Source organism: Peribacillus sp. FSL H8-0477 (genome assembly GCF_038002765.1).
Taxonomy (GTDB): domain Bacteria; phylum Bacillota; class Bacilli; order Bacillales; family DSM-1321; genus Peribacillus.
Genome location: NZ_JBBODE010000001.1, coordinates 1 through 18,208 on the forward strand (window position 1 = coordinate 1; position 18,208 = coordinate 18,208).

General features: G+C 41.0%; 16 protein-coding genes. 1 reads left to right on the forward strand and 15 read right to left on the reverse strand.

What is annotated here, in order from left to right; all coding sequences use genetic code 11:
* The 11 genes from MHI18_RS00005 to MHI18_RS00055 form a co-directional block, all read right to left on the reverse strand.
* On the reverse strand, positions 1-1,225 hold a 1,225-nt coding region (locus MHI18_RS00005; protein WP_340845348.1), incomplete at its 3' end, for a fructose PTS transporter subunit IIA.
* 4 nt (positions 1,226-1,229) lie between these two features.
* Positions 1,230-2,150, reverse strand: coding sequence for a 1-phosphofructokinase (gene pfkB / locus MHI18_RS00010; protein WP_340845349.1), 921 nt, complete (start codon positions 2,148-2,150; stop codon positions 1,230-1,232).
* Positions 2,147-2,902, reverse strand: coding sequence for a DeoR/GlpR family DNA-binding transcription regulator (locus MHI18_RS00015; RefSeq protein WP_340845350.1), 756 nt, complete (start codon positions 2,900-2,902; stop codon positions 2,147-2,149). The genes pfkB and MHI18_RS00015 overlap by 4 nt, the downstream gene beginning before the upstream one ends.
* 345 nt (positions 2,903-3,247) lie before the next feature.
* Entirely contained in the window at positions 3,248-4,504 is a 1,257-nt protein-coding gene (hutI, locus tag MHI18_RS00020) for an imidazolonepropionase (RefSeq protein WP_340845351.1), read from the reverse strand.
* The gene (hutU, locus tag MHI18_RS00025) at positions 4,494-6,155 is read right to left on the reverse strand and encodes a urocanate hydratase (protein ID WP_445669919.1); all 1,662 of its coding nucleotides are present in this window, start codon (positions 6,153-6,155) and stop codon (positions 4,494-4,496) included. Before hutU ends, hutI begins: the two co-directional genes overlap by 11 nt.
* A complete protein-coding gene (hutH, locus tag MHI18_RS00030) occupies positions 6,145-7,665 on the reverse strand; it encodes a histidine ammonia-lyase (protein WP_340845353.1) in 1,521 nt (506 codons plus the stop codon). Before hutH ends, hutU begins: the two co-directional genes overlap by 11 nt.
* Before the next feature lie 102 nt (positions 7,666-7,767).
* Positions 7,768-8,205, reverse strand: coding sequence for a hut operon transcriptional regulator HutP (gene hutP / locus MHI18_RS00035; RefSeq protein ID WP_340845354.1), 438 nt, complete (start codon positions 8,203-8,205; stop codon positions 7,768-7,770).
* Positions 8,206-8,326: 121 nt separating this feature from the next.
* Positions 8,327-9,580 carry a DUF5068 domain-containing protein gene (locus MHI18_RS00040; RefSeq protein ID WP_340845355.1) on the reverse strand — a complete coding sequence of 418 codons (1,254 nt, stop codon included), beginning with the start codon at positions 9,578-9,580 and terminating at the stop codon, positions 8,327-8,329.
* Between the two features lie 130 nt (positions 9,581-9,710).
* Complete coding sequence (locus tag MHI18_RS00045) at positions 9,711-9,932, reverse strand: hypothetical protein (protein ID WP_340845356.1); 222 nt, start codon at positions 9,930-9,932, stop codon at positions 9,711-9,713.
* Positions 9,933-10,066: 134 nt separating this feature from the next.
* A complete protein-coding gene (locus MHI18_RS00050) occupies positions 10,067-11,407 on the reverse strand; it encodes an aspartate aminotransferase family protein (RefSeq protein WP_340845357.1) in 1,341 nt (446 codons plus the stop codon).
* Between the two features lie 23 nt (positions 11,408-11,430).
* Entirely contained in the window at positions 11,431-12,888 is a 1,458-nt protein-coding gene (locus MHI18_RS00055; protein WP_340845358.1) for a CoA-acylating methylmalonate-semialdehyde dehydrogenase, read from the reverse strand.
* Between the two features lie 273 nt (positions 12,889-13,161).
* Here MHI18_RS00055 and MHI18_RS00060 point away from each other — a divergent pair, with 273 nt between their 5' ends.
* Positions 13,162-13,392 (forward strand): hypothetical protein, encoded by a 231-nt coding sequence (locus MHI18_RS00060; protein ID WP_340845359.1) that lies wholly within the window; start codon positions 13,162-13,164, stop codon positions 13,390-13,392.
* Between the two features lie 61 nt (positions 13,393-13,453).
* Here MHI18_RS00060 and MHI18_RS00065 read toward each other — a convergent pair whose 3' ends face one another.
* The 4 genes from MHI18_RS00065 to preA all read right to left on the reverse strand — a co-directional run bounded on the left by MHI18_RS00065 (position 13,454) and on the right by preA (position 18,181).
* Positions 13,454-15,073: a PucR family transcriptional regulator gene (locus MHI18_RS00065; protein ID WP_340845360.1), complete on the reverse strand. Its 1,620-nt coding sequence runs from the start codon at positions 15,071-15,073 to the stop codon at positions 13,454-13,456.
* A gap of 143 nt (positions 15,074-15,216) precedes the next feature.
* Entirely contained in the window at positions 15,217-15,417 is a 201-nt protein-coding gene (locus tag MHI18_RS00070) for a hypothetical protein (protein ID WP_340845361.1), read from the reverse strand.
* Positions 15,418-15,459: 42 nt separating this feature from the next.
* The gene (gene hydA, locus MHI18_RS00075) at positions 15,460-16,875 is read right to left on the reverse strand and encodes a dihydropyrimidinase (protein ID WP_340845362.1); all 1,416 of its coding nucleotides are present in this window, start codon (positions 16,873-16,875) and stop codon (positions 15,460-15,462) included.
* 19 nt (positions 16,876-16,894) lie between these two features.
* A complete protein-coding gene (preA, locus tag MHI18_RS00080; protein WP_340845363.1) occupies positions 16,895-18,181 on the reverse strand; it encodes an NAD-dependent dihydropyrimidine dehydrogenase subunit PreA in 1,287 nt (428 codons plus the stop codon).
* Between the last annotated feature and the right edge of the window lie 27 nt (positions 18,182-18,208).

Here is an 18,208-nt window from a genome sequence, read left to right on the forward strand (position 1 = left end):
ATACGATATATCCTGCAAGGAAACCAGCAATCAATCCGCCTAGGAATCCTGCTCCAGCTTGTGCAGCTAATAAGCCGCCAACCATACCAGGTGCAAAGCCTGGACGGTCAGCAATACTTGAAGCAATATAACCGGCTAACACAGGAACTAAGAAGAAGAAGGCCCCCATTTTTCCTCCGCCAATATCATCTAAAGCTTTAGCAATAGGGTTATACTCGGGACTTGTTGGATCAGATGCTTCAATGCCAAAGAAGAAGGAAAGGGCAATAAGAATTCCTCCCCCTACGACAAATGGGAGCATATTACTGACACCGCTCATTAAATGCTTATAGATTTGTTGACCAATGCTTGATGATGATGTTTCTTTTTTACTTTCGTTACCTGAGCCTTTGTAAATCGGTGCATCTTGTTTAATAGCTCTATTCAGTAATTCTTCTGGCTTTCTCAAGCCTTGAGCTACAGGAACGATTAGAACATGTTTACCATTAAATCGATCCATTTCAACTTGTTTATCTGCAGCAACAATAATCGCATCTGCTTCTGCAATTTCCTCAGCTGTCAGCGCATTTTTAATCCCAGTTGAACCGTTCGTTTCTACTTTAAAATCAATGTCCATTTCCTTTGCTTTAGCTTTTAACGCGTCAGCAGCCATGTACGTATGGGCAATTCCGGTAGGACAGGCAGTTACTGCCAGTATTTTTTTAGATACGGGTGATGTAGAAGACCTTTGTTCCCTTTCTTCAGCTTCTCTTTTTTCATCTTCAGCAGCTGTTGTTTCTTTTTGATTAATAATGGCAGCAATTTCTTCTTTAGTAGCAGCCGCCATCAGCTGTGATCTGAACGTAGTATCCATTAATAATGAAGATAAACGAGAAAGTGTCTCTAGGTGATCCGTATTAGCCCCTTCACTAGCTGCAATCATAAAGAATAAGTGCGCAGGCTGCCCATCAAGTGATTGATAGTCTACACCCGATTTAGACCTGCCAAAACAAATCGCTGGAGTTCTTACAGCACTCGTCTTCGCATGAGGAATAGCGATTCCTTCGCCAATTCCTGTCGTACTTTGTTCTTCTCTTTTTAAGATGGCAGCCTTAAATTCTGCTTCATCATGTAAACGGCCTGCTTCTGTTAACTGACCAGCTAGTTCATCAATAACGTCTTTCTTTGTAACACTCTTTAAATCTATGATCATCGTATCTACTTTTAATAAGTCTGTAATTTTCATCAAATCAGCTCCCTGTAAGCTCAGTAATTGCTATTTGCGGTAATAAGTATTCAATTGCATCTAGTGAACATAAATCGGCTGAGAAGGCTGTAGCACTTCCTGCTGCCAAGCTATAATGAAAAGCGGAAAGGATGTTTTTAGTCGTTTCATAGTTTCCTATAAATCCTGCCACCATTGAATCACCTGCACCTACTGAATTAACCACATTGCCTTTAGGTACATTCGCAGTATACGCTTTGTTCTTTGTACAAAGGACCGCGCCATCCCCAGCCATGGAGACAATGACATGCTGAGCACCCATCTCCACCAATTTCATTCCATACTTACACGCATCATGTACATGATTGATTTCAGTTGAAAATAGTTCCGCAAGTTCGTGATGATTCGGTTTAACGAGAAACGGTTGATAAGGGATAACCTCTAGTAATTCTTTTCCACTTGTATCGAGGACGACGTTTATTCCCTTTTCAGAACATTTTTTTGTTAGATAACTATATACATTTTTCGGAAGACTAGCAGGAATGCTTCCTGACAGAACCAGTATATCTTCAGCCTGTAAATCATCTATTTTCTTAACTAATTGCTGATAGCTCTCTATCGTAATGTCAGGACCTTGGCTATTAATTTCCGTTTCGATACCTGTCTTTAGTTTAATATTGATTCTTGTATCTCCCGCTGCTTCATTAAAATCGGTCTTGATATCTTCTTGATGTAAAAAGGTTTTTACGAATTCTCCTGTTTGGCCGCCAATGAAACCAAATGCTGTTGTATCATTGCCGATTCTTTTTAAGACTCTAGAGACATTTATTCCCTTGCCTCCTGGAAATTTACGATCATGAGTAGTTCGATTTACGCTGCCCATCTGGAAATTCTCTACTTCGACCAGATAATCAATCGAGGGATTAAGGGTTACTGTATAAATCATTTTACCGTCACGACCTTTACTTTAGGATTTTTCTTGAGTTGTGAAATTGCTTCTTCATCATTATTGTCCGTAATAATAATGGCATCGTTTACATCAGCGACCTTAGCAAAAGTAGCTTCATTTAATTTTGTACTGTCAACTAGTACATAGCTTTCGCTCGACAATCGGATAGCCGTTTTTTTTAAGAGTGCTTCATCAGGATCCGGTGTTGTCAAACCTAGTTCAGGATGTACCCCATTCATCCCAAGAAAACATTTATCCATTCGGTATTCATTTAAAAATTGGACTGCCGTTCCGCCGACAATAGCATTTGTAGAAAATTTAATGCTGCCGCCAACCAAAACCGTTTTGATTTCTAGTTGAATTAATTTGGGTATATGCATAAGTCCGTTTGTTAAAACGGTTACATTTTTGTCCTTTAGATAGGGAATCATTTCTGAGATGGTTGTTCCTGCATCTAGATAAATGCAATCATTATTCTCAATAAATGAGGAAGCAACCTTTGCAATCGCTTGCTTTTCAGCTATGGATTTGGTTTGGTTTTCATATGTTGTTGGCTCAAGACCTTTTCGTTGAAGTAAGGCGGCTCCGCCGTGTACTCGTTTCAGCACTTTCATTTCTTCTAGCTGTACTAAATCTCTTCTAATGGTTGATTCAGATACCTGCAGCTGGTCTACAATTTCCTGTAACTTAACAGTTCCCTGTTTCTTTAATAAGGATTGAATGAATGCGTGTCTTTCTGTTGTTAACAAACTGCTCACCACCACCTTGTAATCACATCATAAATGAAACGGTTTCATAAATCAATCAAAATCCTCTAAAAGTATTCACTTTCATTCATAATAAATCATAAATCATTCACAAACATTCATATCATCCTCTCTAAAAATTGTTTTTACCAGGTGAAGGTGTTGACATTCGGTCGGCATTTTTTAATATTCTATCGAGGTTTTTATTAAAATAACAAGTGGTATTACGCGGTTTCTGTCAATAGATGCCCTCGTATAGTAAGGATTGCATGATATTCTATCGAGAAGAATTTCAAAATATAATTAGGCAAAAAAAAGCCGCTGCATGTTTTTGCAGCAGCTTTTTAATTAAATCACTCTCGCTCGTTCCCAGATTTTCTTTCCCTTGACGTAGACAACGTGTGCATGATTAATCCCGTAATGATAAGGAAGATACTGATAGGTCGGAATATCCCAAATAACGAAGTCAGCTTTTCTCCCCAGTTCCAGCGTTCCTGCTTCTTTGCTCTGACCAATGGCATGTGCCGCATTCACCGTGACTGCGTTCCATATCTCTTCTGCTGTCATGTTCAATTTTAAGGCAGCCAGAGACATAATTACCTGTAAATTTTCTGTTACCGAGCTTCCTGGATTAAAGTCAGTAGCTAGTGCAACGGCTCCTCCTTTATCAATGATTCTTCTCGCCTTCGCATACGTATTTTTGCCTAGATAAAACGTTGTTCCAGGCAGCAGTACTGCCACTGTATTTGAGCTTGCCAGCTTCTCGATCCCGCTATCTGTTGCCGCCACCAGGTGATCAACACTTACCGCTCCTAGTGAGACCGCCAGTTCTGTTCCTCCTAATGAATTAATTTCATCGGCATGCATTTTTAAGCCATAGCCTTTCTCTTTTGCAGCTTCTAAAAAAAGCCTTGATTGTTCGATACTAAATACACCTGTTTCACAAAAAATATCCACAAAATCAGCTAATTCCTCTTCTTTAATCACATCCAATAAGGAAATCATCTCTTCAATAAATGCTGAGACATTTTCTTTATATTCAGGGGGGATAGCGTGTGGACCTAGAAAGGTTGATACGAGTGTAATTGGGTAGACCCTGGACAATGTTTTCACTACTCTAAGCTGTTTTAGTTCCGTTTCTTTATCCAATCCATATCCACTTTTTGCTTCCAGTGTGGTTACTCCATGAGCAATACTCGTTTCAAGATGATGAGCGGCCTTCTTAATTAGTTCTTCCTCTTTAGATTGCCTGGTTGCTGCAACTGTGGATAATATACCGCCGCCCTTTTCCAGTATCTCTAGGTAAGGGATCCCTTGTTGCTTTAGTTCTAATTCACCTTCACGGGAGCCGCCAAACACGAGATGTGTATGTGAATCAACTAGACCAGGAGAAACGACTTTATTATCAGCAGATATAATCAATTCAGCATCAAGTGTTTCTGCCTCTTTGTTCGAACCAATCCATGCTACCTTCCCTTCACTGACCGCAAAGGCAGCCTGCTCCTTAATGCTTAATCCCTTCATTTGTTCCCCTTTTAATGGAGTTAGACTCGATTCCGGTAAAATCAATTGTCCTATATCCTTCACAAGCATGTCATAGTTCATGGTTTTCCCTCCCAAGCATTGGCATATCAATCTTTTTCTCCTTAGCAGCTTCGATCGCTAATTCATATCCCGCATCCGCATGCCGGACAATTCCCATCCCTGGATCCGTTGTAAGAACACGCGTTAACCGCTGCTCAGCCAGGTCACTGCCATCTGCAACAACGACCATTCCTGCATGGAGGGAATACCCCATCCCCACACCCCCGCCATGGTGCACTGAAACCCAAGACCCGCCAGCTGCTACATTAATAAGCGCATTTAAGATTGCCCAATCGCCAACTGCATCGCTGCCGTCTTTCATATTCTCCGTTTCACGGTTTGGCGATGCGACTGAACCACTGTCAAGATGATCACGGCCAATCACAATGGGTGCCTTAAGCTCTCCGTTTCGGACAAGTTCGTTAATAGCGAGGCCCATCTTTAGACGCTCCCCATATCCGAGCCAGCAAATACGTGCCGGGAGTCCCTGAAAGGCAACTTTCTTCTGGGCAAGAACAATCCAACGATGCAAGTCTTTATGGTCAGGAAATAACTCTTTAATCAATCGGTCCGTTCGATAAATATCCTCAGGATCACCAGATAGCGCTACCCACCGAAACGGACCTTTTCCTTCACAGAACAACGGACGGATGAAAGCTGGAACAAAACCTGGAAAATTGAACGCTTCCTTTACGCCATAATCGAAAGCAACTTGACGGATATTGTTGCCGTAATCAAATACCACTGCACCCTTTTTCTGAAAGGCAAGCATACTCTTGACCTGATGTGCCATGGATTGTGTAGAACGGCGTATATACTCGGCTTCATCCTGATTACGCAGGTCTGCTGCTTCTTTAAGATTCATCCCTCTTGGAATGTACCCGTTCAGGGGATCATGGGCTGAGGTCTGATCTGTTACAATATCAATGAAGTTCCTATGAACGAATTGTTCGTAAACATCCGCCGCATTGCCGACTAACCCGATTGATAAAGCCTTACCTTCCTTCTTTGCTTTCATTGCCCATGATGCGGCTTCTTCAAGGGAATCAGTCATACAATCACAATACCCAGAAGCTATTCGTTTCTCAATTCTTGCAGGATCGACCTCTACAGCAAGACAAACGCCGCCATTCATCGTAACCGCTAGCGGTTGTGCACCGCCCATACCGCCAAGTCCAGCGGTTAAGGTGATCGTTCCTTGTAAAGAACCAGTAAAATGCTGTCTGGCTAGTTCAGCCAGTGTTTCATAGGTGCCTTGTAAGATTCCTTGCGTCCCAATATAAATCCAGCTTCCTGCTGTCATTTGTCCGTACATCATGAGTCCCTTTTTATCAAGCTCATGAAAATGCTCCCAATTTGCCCATTTGGGAACAAGTACTGAATTCGATAAAAGCACTCGCGGTGCAGCTGCATGAGTACGGAATACAGCAACTGGTTTACCAGATTGAATCAATAAAGTTTCGTCATGTTCCAGGCGTCGGAGGGCAGCGACAATGGCATCAAATGACGGCCAATTACGGGCTGCTTTTCCAATCCCTCCATATACGACCAACTCTTCTGGATTCTCTGCCACCTCTGGATCAAGGTTATTATAAAGCATGCGCAAAACTGCTTCTTGTTCCCACCCTTTGCATTCAAGCTCCAACCCGCCCTTTTTCCTGCTATTCTTCATCATTATTCCCCCTTTTCAGATTAGATTTGATCCGCTGGTTTTTTAGCCAGCTGTTCAAGGTTTCTATATCATGTGAAAACACACGGTCCTCCGTAATTGGTTTAACAATCCTTCTCATAGATTGATAGAAATGATTGGTTTTTGGAGCCATTTTTTCGATTCCTCGATACTTTACTGCCTCCATGGCACAGATTGCTTCAATAGCAAGAACGCGACGCACATTTTGGATAATAACATAGGCGTGTCGAGCAGCAATCGTCCCCATGCTTACGTGGTCTTCTTGGTTGGCAGATGAGGGAATTGAATCGACACTTGCTGGATGAGCGAGCGTTTTGTTCTCTGAAACCAGTGAAGCAGCGCAGTATTGCATAATCATCGCGCCTGACTGCAAGCCTGGCTTTGCACTTAGGAAAGGGGGTAAATCATTGAGCTGTGGGTTGACGAGCCGTTCAATACGCCTCTCTGAAATACTAGCAAGCTCTGCACAGGCAATTTTCATAAAATCCATCGCAATTGCTATGGGCTGGCCATGAAAATTCCCTCCCGAAATGACGGTCTCTCCATCATCAAAAATTAACGGATTATCCGTTGCAGCGTTGATTTCAATTTCCAATTTTTCTTTTACATAGTCAAGTGCCTGCCATGAGGCACCATGTACCTGAGGAATACAGCGCAGTGAATACGCATCTTGAACCCTTTTTTCCCCTTGTTTTGTCGTAAGCTTGCTTCCAGATAAAAGTGACCGCATGCGCTCGGCTACTTTTATTTGCTGGGGATAACCCCGAGCTTCATGAATGGACGGATGAAACACATCAATAATTCCTTCTAGTCCCTCCATCGTTAGTGCAGCTATTTGTTCACTTTGCAGTGCTAAATCGTTTGCTTCGATCCAGTTGACCGCTCCCTGTGCAGTCATCGCTTGAGTACCATTTATCAGTGCCAGGCCTTCCTTTGCAGCAAGTGTAATCGGCGTAATCCCTTCCTGAGTAAAGACCTTCTTAGCTGTTTTAATTTTTCCTTTATAGTAAACCTTTCCTTCTCCAACAAGCACAAGTGCAAGATGTGATAACGGGGCTAGGTCACCAGAAGCACCCAGTGATCCCTGCTGAGGGATGACGGGATGAATGCCCTTATTAAGCAGCGTCACTAATAACTCTACTAATTCAGGACGTATTCCTGAATAACCCTTAATCAGCGCGTTCAATCTTAATAACAGCATCACTCGCGTAACCGTTTCTGGAAAAAGCTCTCCGACTCCGCATGCATGTGAGCGAATTAAATTAAGTTGTAAATCATTCACGTCCTGCTCATTAATTCTCACCTCGCTAAAGCGGCCGAACCCTGTATTAATCCCATATACTGTTATTTTTTCGGAAACTATTCGTTCGACAGCAGCTCGGCTTTTTTTGACATTTTCCATACTCTCCTTACTAATTCGAACGTTTTCTCCCTCATAGCAAATTCGAGCGACTTCAGTCAGCGTCAAATGATTCCCTGTCAGTTCAATCATCTCTTTCCTCCTAATCCTTCTAAAAACAAACAAAAAGAGACGACAATGGCTTATTCACCATCATCGCCTCCTCATAACTAATGAACTCTAGGCAATGTCTTCCTATATATGATTGATTCCCAGTCCGACTGCTTCATGTTCCAGTCCTTTAACTGGTGCACCGATCGTTCCATAAAATGCGACAGCTATCCATTCACCTTCTGCTTCTTCTGTATAAGGTTTACCGCGGACTACGGCAAATGAAAGACCTACTGTCCGTTTCATTTCACCTATAGCGGATTGGCCGCGGGTAACACCCTCTATAGCTTCTAAAATAGCATGATACAGCGCATGCGTTTCTCGGTAATGTTGATCTTCAATTAACCGCTCTCGTTTTGCAGCCGTCTCTACTGCTGCAATTACCTTTTGCAGGTTCATTGATCCAACCCGTCCCTTACAATAACGAATTTCAGTTAAATTAGGATGTAGAAAGTCCATTTCTTCTTCATTTAGTGAGGCAAGCAATACCGCTAGTTTCCCAATTAAAATTCGCTGTGTCATGAAAACACCCTTTTATCCAGATTATTCACTATTATCTAATAACTATCTCTAGTGTAATTGTCCTTCCCAATAAAAGTCAATCAAAAAAACCAGTGCTAACGAAGCACTGGAACGTTATACCTTATCTTGGTAAATTGAATTTAGCAAATTTCTCCTTGAACAGGGCTTTCCCATTATCTCCAATAAAAGGCCCGAATTCTAATGTAAACTTCTTATAGATGTTAAATTCATCTTTATTAAATAAGAACACATGATATTTTTCACCTTGTGACCCTGCTTTAATTTCCCTTGGATTCACGGGTTCTAACATGCCTTCCGAAAACGCTGTTCCTCGGTTTTCATCGATTCTCATCTTAGAAACAAGTGAAAGATTAATAGGCTGGTCTGATTGATTATCAAGATTGAGTTTTACTGTGAGTGCCACAATTCCACTATCACCAAAGTTTTTGAAGCGAGCTTTGTTTGCATCACCTGGAGTAATTTCAGTGTATTGCACCCCTTCTAATGTTACCTTAACATCACCAATTTGTTTGGTTTCGTTGATTCCTGCCTTTTCAAAAATCATTTTTTTATCCGCAACATTATCTGTTGTCAACTGATCCGGATAGAATTTTTGAGCGCCGGCCACTGCCTTTGCTTGATCATCATTAAAGATAAAATCAAAGTTTCCTTCACCATTAAAGCTGTTTTTAAATTGATTATTATCCGCCATGCCGCCTTCAATAATATATTTCGGCTTTACGGTCTTTAATGATTCAAATTCTTCATTGGTAAATAAGAAATTGACTAAGCCGGTCACCTTTTCCCCAACAGCGTATTTGCCTGTTTCGGTTTCCTTTGTTGATTTAACACGGTCTTTTTCGTTAATAAAATTCATGTGATCAGCAGCTATATAATTATATTCAGAGTCTAATTGAATTTTTTGGCTATTATTGTAATAGGCAGGTTTGTCTGTTCCATTTTCCAACGTTACTTTCGCCGTAACCACATATCCATCTGTTTGATCATCAAATGGAATAGTAACACTTGGAAGCATATCGGTCACCTTTACCACTTGGTATTCGTCTATCAACACTTTAAAACCGTCCATATTATGACTGTACTCTGGATTCTTATTGGTATAAATCACTTCTACTTCGCCTTCAGATTGTTCCGCAATTGCAGGATTCATTACCTCATTGGAATCTGCAGTTTCCGCTTCTACTGGTTCATTTGTTGTTTCTTCAACCGGTTCGGTATTCTCTGTTTCTGCAGCTTTTTCCTTTTTAGGCTCTACAGCTTTTTTCGGTGCCGTTTCTTTTTCTTCTTCTCCACAAGCAGTAAGAAGCAACAATGATGTTAACACAACTGGCCCCATAACCCATTTCTTCAACACATACTCACACCTTTATCATTATGTATTGATCATAATTCCAGCGTAAATACTTACTTTGTTGGAAATTAATCACAATTATTTGTTACCCCCATTTCAAAATAACAAAACCCTTATTTGTAAAAAACATCATTTATTTATCCTCTTTCATCTCTGGCCTTTGTAATGTCAGTTGGTTTTCTTGTTCGAATAATTTGATAGCTTGATTCATGATGTCCTCTTGATTATGATTTGTTCGATTGATAACCCTTACTGGAGCATGGCCATTAGCAAATAAAAAAACTTGGTGTTCATCAATCTGAATACGAGCATGGACAATAATTTTTTTTTCAAAACTTAGTCTAATCGTCTTCATACAAATTCCCCCTATTGATTATCAATTCAACTAGTTTCTAATAAAACCTTTGTTGCGAGAAGATTTATCGCTCGACAATTAATTCAAAACAAGGGAACAAAAAAAGCAGCACCATGGCTGCTTTTTTCGTTATTTTAGAGGGTTGTCATAGCTTCTTTGACCGTTTTCACAATAAACGAATAATCTTCATCCGTAATGGAAAGCGGTGGTGCTAACTGCAGTACATTGTTAAAGCCGGCAACCGTATCTCCATTTTTACCGATTAACAACCCTTTTTGCTTACATGTGCTGATGAGCGCATTCAGTTTATCGACCTCTAATGGTTCTTTGGTCGTTTTGTCTTTGACCAGCTCAATTCCGATTAGAAGGCCTTTACCACGGATATCACCTACTAGGGGATGATCCTTTAACTCGGCGAAATCATTCAACATGCGTTCCCCAAGTTGGGCAGAACGTTCAATCAGTTTTTCATTTTCATAGATTTCCAGATTTTTAATGGCTAGCGCGCAGGCTGCAGGATTCCCACCAAAGGTATTGATATGACGGAAACGATCGTACGTATCTTCTCCAGAAAAGGCTTCAAAAATCTCTTTTTTCACAGCCGTTACAGCCAGCGGAAGATAAGCACTAGTAATTCCCTTTGCCATTGTAATAATATCGGGTTTAACCCCATAATGCATAAATCCAAATGGTTTTCCGGTTCGACCGAAGCCGCAAATAACTTCATCGCTGATTAGCAATGCGCCGTGCTTTTCACAAATTTCTTGAACACGTTTCATATATCCTTCAGGAGGCATCAGAATACCCCCGCCGGTTATGATTGGTTCCATAATGACCCCAGCAACTGTTTCACTTAATTCCCAGGTCATTACCCGGTCAATTTCTTCTGCCGTATGAAGTGGATTCCCTTCATCATAATTACGGTAGGAGTCTGGCGGGGCAACATGCAAGAACCCCTGCGCCAATGGTTCATATTTATATTTTCGCTGAGCTTGACCGGTTGCAGCCAGTGCCCCCATTGTATTTCCATGATAACCCCGGTAGCGGGAAATAAATTTATGACGGGAATGCCCACCGGTTTGCTGATGGTACTGCCGAACGATTTTAAAGGCGGTTTCGTTCGCTTCACTTCCGCTGTTAGAAAAGTAGAATACATATTCATTATTAAGCCAAGAATTAAGCTTCTCTGCAAGCTTAATTGCTGAAACATGACTTTGTACAAGAGGCGCATAGGGCAGATCAAGCAGCTGCTGATAGGCGGCTTCAGCCAACTCTTTACGCCCGTAGCCTACATTAACGCACCAAAGTCCTGACATACCGTCCAGATAACGATTGCCTTTATCATCTGTAACCCAGGCACCTTCACCTTTAACCATCACCGTATGTTCCTGCCCTGGGCTTGAGCCTTTCATCGCATGCCATAGATATTTTTCGTCTGTTTCTTGCAGTGTTGGCGTATGATCCGTATTCGGCATTCCCATTCCCCCTTATATTTACATCAATACCGTGCAGTCAGCATTTTTTTCCTTGTATAAAATTCTACGCCATCTTTTCCGTTGGCATGCAAATCCCCGTAAAAGGATTTTTTATAACCGGAAAACGGAAAGAAGGCCATGGGAGCAGGGACACCTAAATTAATTCCCAGCATGCCTGCATCAATCTCATCTCGGAATGTCCTGACAGCTTTTGCACTATCTGTGTAAAGACATGCACCATTGGCAAACTCCGACTCGTTGGTTAGTTCAATGGCTTCTGACAACGTTTCAACACGTACAATTGATAATACTGGGGCGAAAAGTTCTTCCTGCCAAATTTTCATATCTGTCGTTACATGATCAAAAATGGTTGGTCCAACAAAATAGCCTTGCTCAGGAACCTTATCCTGCCGTCCGTCTCGGACTAATTCAGCGCCTTGTTCCTCACCAATGCCGATATATTGAAGTGTCCGGTCTTTATTTGATTCACGAATAACGGGACCAAGGAACACACCTTTATCCTGACCATTCCCGATTATAATCTCATCCGCAGCATTTTTCAGTCTAACCACAAGCTCATCAGCAACCGTACCTACGGCAACAACCACCGATACAGCCATACAGCGTTCACCAGCTGAACCAAATGCGGCACTCGTAATATTACGGACGGCATTGTCAAGGTCTGCATCTGGTAAAACAATGCTATGATTCTTTGCACCCGCTAAAGCCTGAACACGTTTCCCATTGGCCGCAGCAGTTTTATAAATATATTCGGCTACTGGCTGTGAACCAACAAATGAAATAGCTTTTACATCTGGGTTGGTAAGAAGTCCATTTACGACATCATGTGCACCATGTACGATATTAAGTACCCCATCCGGAAGTCCAGCTTCTTTTATTAATTCGGCCAGCCGGTTGGCTAATAGCGGCGTTCGTTCGGATGGTTTGAGAACAAAGGTATTCCCGCAAGCAATGGCGAGTGGAAACATCCAGCATGGCACCATCATTGGAAAATTAAAAGGAGTAATGCCTCCAATTACACCAATAGGGTACCGGTACATTCCTGACTCAATTCCATTCGCGATATCTGGAAGTTGAGTTCCTTGCATTAATGTTGGTACACCACAGGCAAATTCGACACATTCAATTCCCCGCAAGACTTCTCCATACGCTTCATCGTAGTTTTTCCCATTTTCTGTTGTAATCAGACGTGCAAGTTCTTCCCAATGATCGTGTAATAATTGCTGATAGCGAAATAATACGCGCGCTCTTTGTGGTACAGGAACTTTTTTCCAAGTAAGAAAAGCTTCTTTTGCTGATGTTACTGCCTGCTCAACATCTTCAGTTGTTGAAAGCGGGACTTTGGCTAAGATCTCACCTGTAGCTGGATTAGGAATATCCTCAAATTTATCTGCTTGCGAATCCACCCAAGCTCCACCAATAAAATTTTTCACTTTCTTCACTGTATTAGTTACAATCATGAACATTGCCTCCCGTCAAAATAATCGTTCTTCCTATTTCTTAAGTATAATGATCATTAGAATCATATTCATTAGACATTACGTAAAGCTAACCACCATTTTTCTTACACATAGTGTAAGAAAAGGTACCGTAAGCTGCTACTGCTGTTTTTCGATATTTGTACAATGGTGGTATAAGTTACCCAACTATGTTATGATGAATATAATGTAAAAAAATGGGTTCCTCAGACTTTTTTTAGTCCCTTCCCTTTGTACTATGAAAGGAGACTAACTATGACACTAACACAAATAAAACACATGCTGGAAACGTTGATGTATTATCGTGATTGCCAAATCACACATACCTTTTCGCATAATCAAGAGCAGTTTGTTTCTGTTTGTTATTTTAAAGAAACGAACGCTTACCAAATCAATCAAATTCCTCACAAAATCAGCGAGACTTTATATGATATAGATTCTGCCGCTCTTGTGCTTAACAAGCATCTGAATCCAGTATTCTCTTAACCTAATACGGACACTGCCTACTTAATAGTAAGCAGCGTCCGTATTTTTTTGTAAGCAGTGATTATAGATTTTGCCTAATTGGAATGGATTGTCGGGTGCTGTTTAGGTAATCATAGGCTAGCAGCATAAATTCAATTGCCTGACGCCGTTCTGCCTGCATGAAATTAGCTCCGAGAAGTTTTTCGAGTTTTTCAAGTCTGTGGTATAAAGTTTGTCTGACTATAAATAGTTTTTTGGAGGTCTCTTGTTTTGAACCATTACAAGCCAGATATTCTTTGAGGGTAACCATCAGCTCACCGTTGTGCTGAAGATCATAATCGATGACAGGTTCAAGATATTCATAGACAGTTTCTTGAAGATTACTATGTTTATTAATCAATGATAAAATTCGGTACATATGGAGGTCTTGATAAAAATAGCTGCTGTTTTCTTCTGTTAGAGTTTCTTGCAGCATAATGGTTTCTTTCGCTGTTTTATAACTTTTAAACATGTCCCCCAGTTTGAAAACATATTGTCCGACCCCTACTGAAAGACCAGCCAACCGTTTTTTTCCTGTGCCATCTACTTTGTTAATCCGTTGAAATCCCTCAGACACACGTTCCTTCCAATTTTCTGGTGAACGTCTATCACCTAGGATAAAAATTAAATGCTGATGCAATTCCATTGAAAATAATTGAAAACCTGCTTGTTCAAACACAGTACGAAATAATAACATTAAATACGTATTATCATTAATGGCTGCTGATCGATGACCCTGATGACGAAATTTGCAGATAAAAGCCACGCCGCCCGTCAGCTTTAATTTAGGGTTTAGATAGGAAAGTTGGGCTTGGATAGCTTCTTCACTGTACTCCCCATCAAGCCAATTCCGAAGCCACTTACTTTCTTCAGCGATTTTCTTTTCCTCAACATATAACTCACGAAGGAAATGCTGTGCGAGTGCCGTTGCCGTCCTATCAAGAATAACAGCATCAAATTCAGTCAATTCCCGTTCAGGGGAATATATGTATAATTCAGCATAATTTTGTCCAAGAATCTGGATAGGCTGTGTCAAAACCTGTTCGTTTGAATGATTTTCAATTGTACGTATTTTTTTAAGAAGGGTTTCTTTCTCTGCTTTTCTTCCCGCAGGAACAAAGGTAATTTCATGTTCACGAACGACGGCAAACACCTGAACTTTAAGATAATCATGGAGAATGTGTAAAATCTGCTCGTAATTATTGATTTCAAGCAGCTTTTTATTTAAGTTTTGGGAATAGCTTTCTAAATTAGAAATTAACTTATATTGTTGGTTGATGATCATTGAGTGGATATCTTGGGTTATTTGTACAAAGGGGACTTCCTTTTGAAAGATTATAATCGGAAAGTTATGTTTGTCTGCAAGAAGACGTATGGTTTCAGGTATCACGTTAATATAGGTTCCTAGCTCAATACATAATCCTGTTGCATGGCACTCTATTAATTCCTGAACAAAGGAGAGAAATAGTTTTTCATCATTCCCCCAGCCTATGCCAGTTGACAATATGAGCTCACCGCCATTTAAAAGATTCCTTATTGCTGGATTTTCGACAATATGAACCCATTTAACAGAGCGGTGTATTCCATCCTTTCCTGCAACTAGTATTGTGCCGTCAAAGTGTTTTCGCTGAAGAATTTCACTAATTGTTAGATAGGAATTCATGAATCAACCTCCCTTTCTTCATCCTTACCTCATCCTTATTATACCCTAGGTTCGGCTAGGTAAAAATAGTTTATTGAATTTTTAGTAAATTCAAACTAAAAAAAGGAGCAAATATGGGGAATTCCCATACTTGCTCCTTAGATTCAGCCTAATAAATACCGTGAAAAATATTTTCTTGCATCTGCTGTGGTAATATGAAGTTGTTGTTTTTCCGCTTTATCTGGGAGTATAAAATCGACTAGAGCACCACTAAGGTTTTCAGTAACATGTGTAATAACAAAACCCTTTCCAATTAGTTCATCAATTTGTGTTTTTTCGGAAAGAAAATACTGATAATCAGACATCTAACTCCTCCTCCCATTCAGCTGCTTTTAAGTGCAGACCCATTACACAGGCAGTGTCTCTGTTTTCATCCTGCGTTCGGTGCCATATTTTTCTCTTTTTAGATATTGTCCATTACCTGCACGTCCAACAAATTGTTTATCTCGAATGACAAATTCGCCTCTAGATAATACAGAAACCGGCTCACCTGTCACTTTCATTCCTTCAAACGCACTGTAATCAACTGTTAAATGGTGTGTTTCCGCAGATAGCACACGTTCTACGTTCGGATCATAAATAACAATATCTGCATCTGAACCGACTGCAATAGAGCCTTTTTGCGGGTATAGACCGAAGAGCTTAGCTGCTCTTGTTGACGTGAGATCGACGAATTGATTTAGACTAATCCGATCCTTTTTCACGCCTTCTGAAAAAAGAATGGTCATTCGATCCTCAATAATCGGTCCGCCATTAGGGATTTTCGTAAAGTCATCCCGGCCTAAATCTTTCTGTCCTTTAAAATCAAACGAACATTGATCCGAGCCAATTGTCTGAAGTTGCCCGGTTTTCAAGGCATTCCAGAGAACATCTTGATGATGTTTTTCACGCAGCGGCGGAGACCAGACATATTTTGCTCCTTCAAAGTTTGGTTTTTCCAAATCACTTTGATCAAGAACTAAATATTGAGGACACGTTTCACCCCAAACATCGACTCCTTTATTACGAGCTTCGGTGATTTTTTCGACAGCATCCTGACACGAAACATGAACCACATATAAATGTGAGTTTGTTAATGCTGTTAATTGACAAGCTCTGCCTGTTGCCTCTCCTTCAATCTCAGGCGGACGTGTTAAGGCATGATAGACTGGATCTGTATGTCCTTCTTCAAGAGCCTTTCTAGTTAAATAATCAATGACATCCCCATTTTCAGCATGCACCATGACTAATCCACCATGTTTCTTGGCTGTTTCCAACGTTTGGTAAAGCGTTCCGTCATCAGCCTGAAAAACATCCTTATAGGCCATGAACACTTTAAAAGAAGAAATTCCTTCTTCTTCGATTACTCGTGGAATCTCTTGTAACACTTCATCATTAATTTCAGAAATCATTAAGTGAAATCCGTAATCAATGACGGCTTTATCCTTAGATTTAGCATGCCAAGTAGAAATGGCTTCGCTTAGAGGCTTTCCTTTATCCGTTAAACAAAAATCAATAACGGTTGTCGTTCCCCCGTATGCCGCTCCAATTGTGCCGCTTTCAAAATCATCTTTCGTTACCGTTCCACCAAAAGGCATATCCAGATGGGTATGCGGGTCGATGCCGCCAGGGAATAGATAAGCGCCCTTAGCATCAATGATTTCTGCACGGTCGTCCTCTAAGTTTTTTCCAATTGCTGTAATAACCCCATCTTCAATTTTCACATCTGCCATAAAGGTATCTGCTGCTGTGACAATACAACCATTTTTAATTATTTTCGTCATTTATGTTCCCCCTCCTTTTTCATTTCGCTAAACCGATTTCTGGATTTGCAAATCGTGCTAATACCGCTTGTCGTTCATTCCATGTCATCGGAGGTATTTCATAAGGTACTTCAATCATGTCGATTGCACCCTCGACCGGACAGACAATTGAACATAAATTACACCCGACACAATCTTCCTCACGAACTTGTAAGTAGCTTTTGCCATTAGGATCTTGCAGCATATCAATGCATTGGTGTGCCGTATCTTCACAAGCGATGTGACACTTATTGCAATTTATACAAACATCATTATTGATTTTCGCTTTAATGTTATAGTTCAAATCAAGATTGCCCCATTCTGAATAACGATCAACTGATTTGCCGACGAGATCCATTACTGAGGCTAAATTCTTACTATCCAGATAATTGTTTAAGCCATCAATCATATCTTCGACAATTCGAAACCCATGATGCATGGCAGCTGTACAAATCTGAACGCTTGTCGACCCCATCAACATGAATTCAACCGTGTCCTGCCAATTGGAAATGCCGCCAATTCCGGAAATCGGAACATTCACATATGGATTCCGAGCACAATCTGCGACCATATTCAGGGCAATTGGCTTCACTGCCGGACCGCAGTACCCACCGTGTGCTCCTTTGCCTGCTACATGGGGAATTGTATTCCATGAATCAAGATCTACTCCAGCTAAACTATTAATCGTATTTATCATACTTACAGCATCCGCTCCACCTCGAACAGCTGCTTCGGCAGTCCGCGTGATGTCCGTAATATTTGGTGTTAACTTAACAATTACCGGAGTCTTTGCTGCTTCTTTAGCCCACATTGTCTGCTTTTCGACAAGTTCTGGAACCTGCCCTGATGCTGAACCCATCCCGCGTTCTGCCATACCGTGCGGACAGCCAAAATTCAATTCCAGCCCATCCACCCCAACGTCCTCTACTCGCTTGACGATCTCATGCCACTTTTCCTGCTTTGGTTCAACCATGAGCGAAGCAATGATTGCATGATTAGGAAATCTCTTTTTTGTTTCATAGATTTCCTTTAAATTCACTTCTAACGGTCGATCTGTAATCAATTCAATATTGTTAAAGCCAGCAACCCTCTGCCCATTAAAATTGACGGCAGCAAAGCGTGATGAGACATTTAAAATGGGATCCCCCAGGGTTTTCCATACAGCTCCCCCCCATCCAGCTTCAAATGCCCGCTGAACTTGGTATCCTGAATTAGTCGGTGGTGCTGAAGCCAGCCAAAATGGGTTAGGTGACGTAATTCCTGCTAAATTTATCCTCAAATCTGCCATGAAACTACCTCCTTCTATTTTTCAACG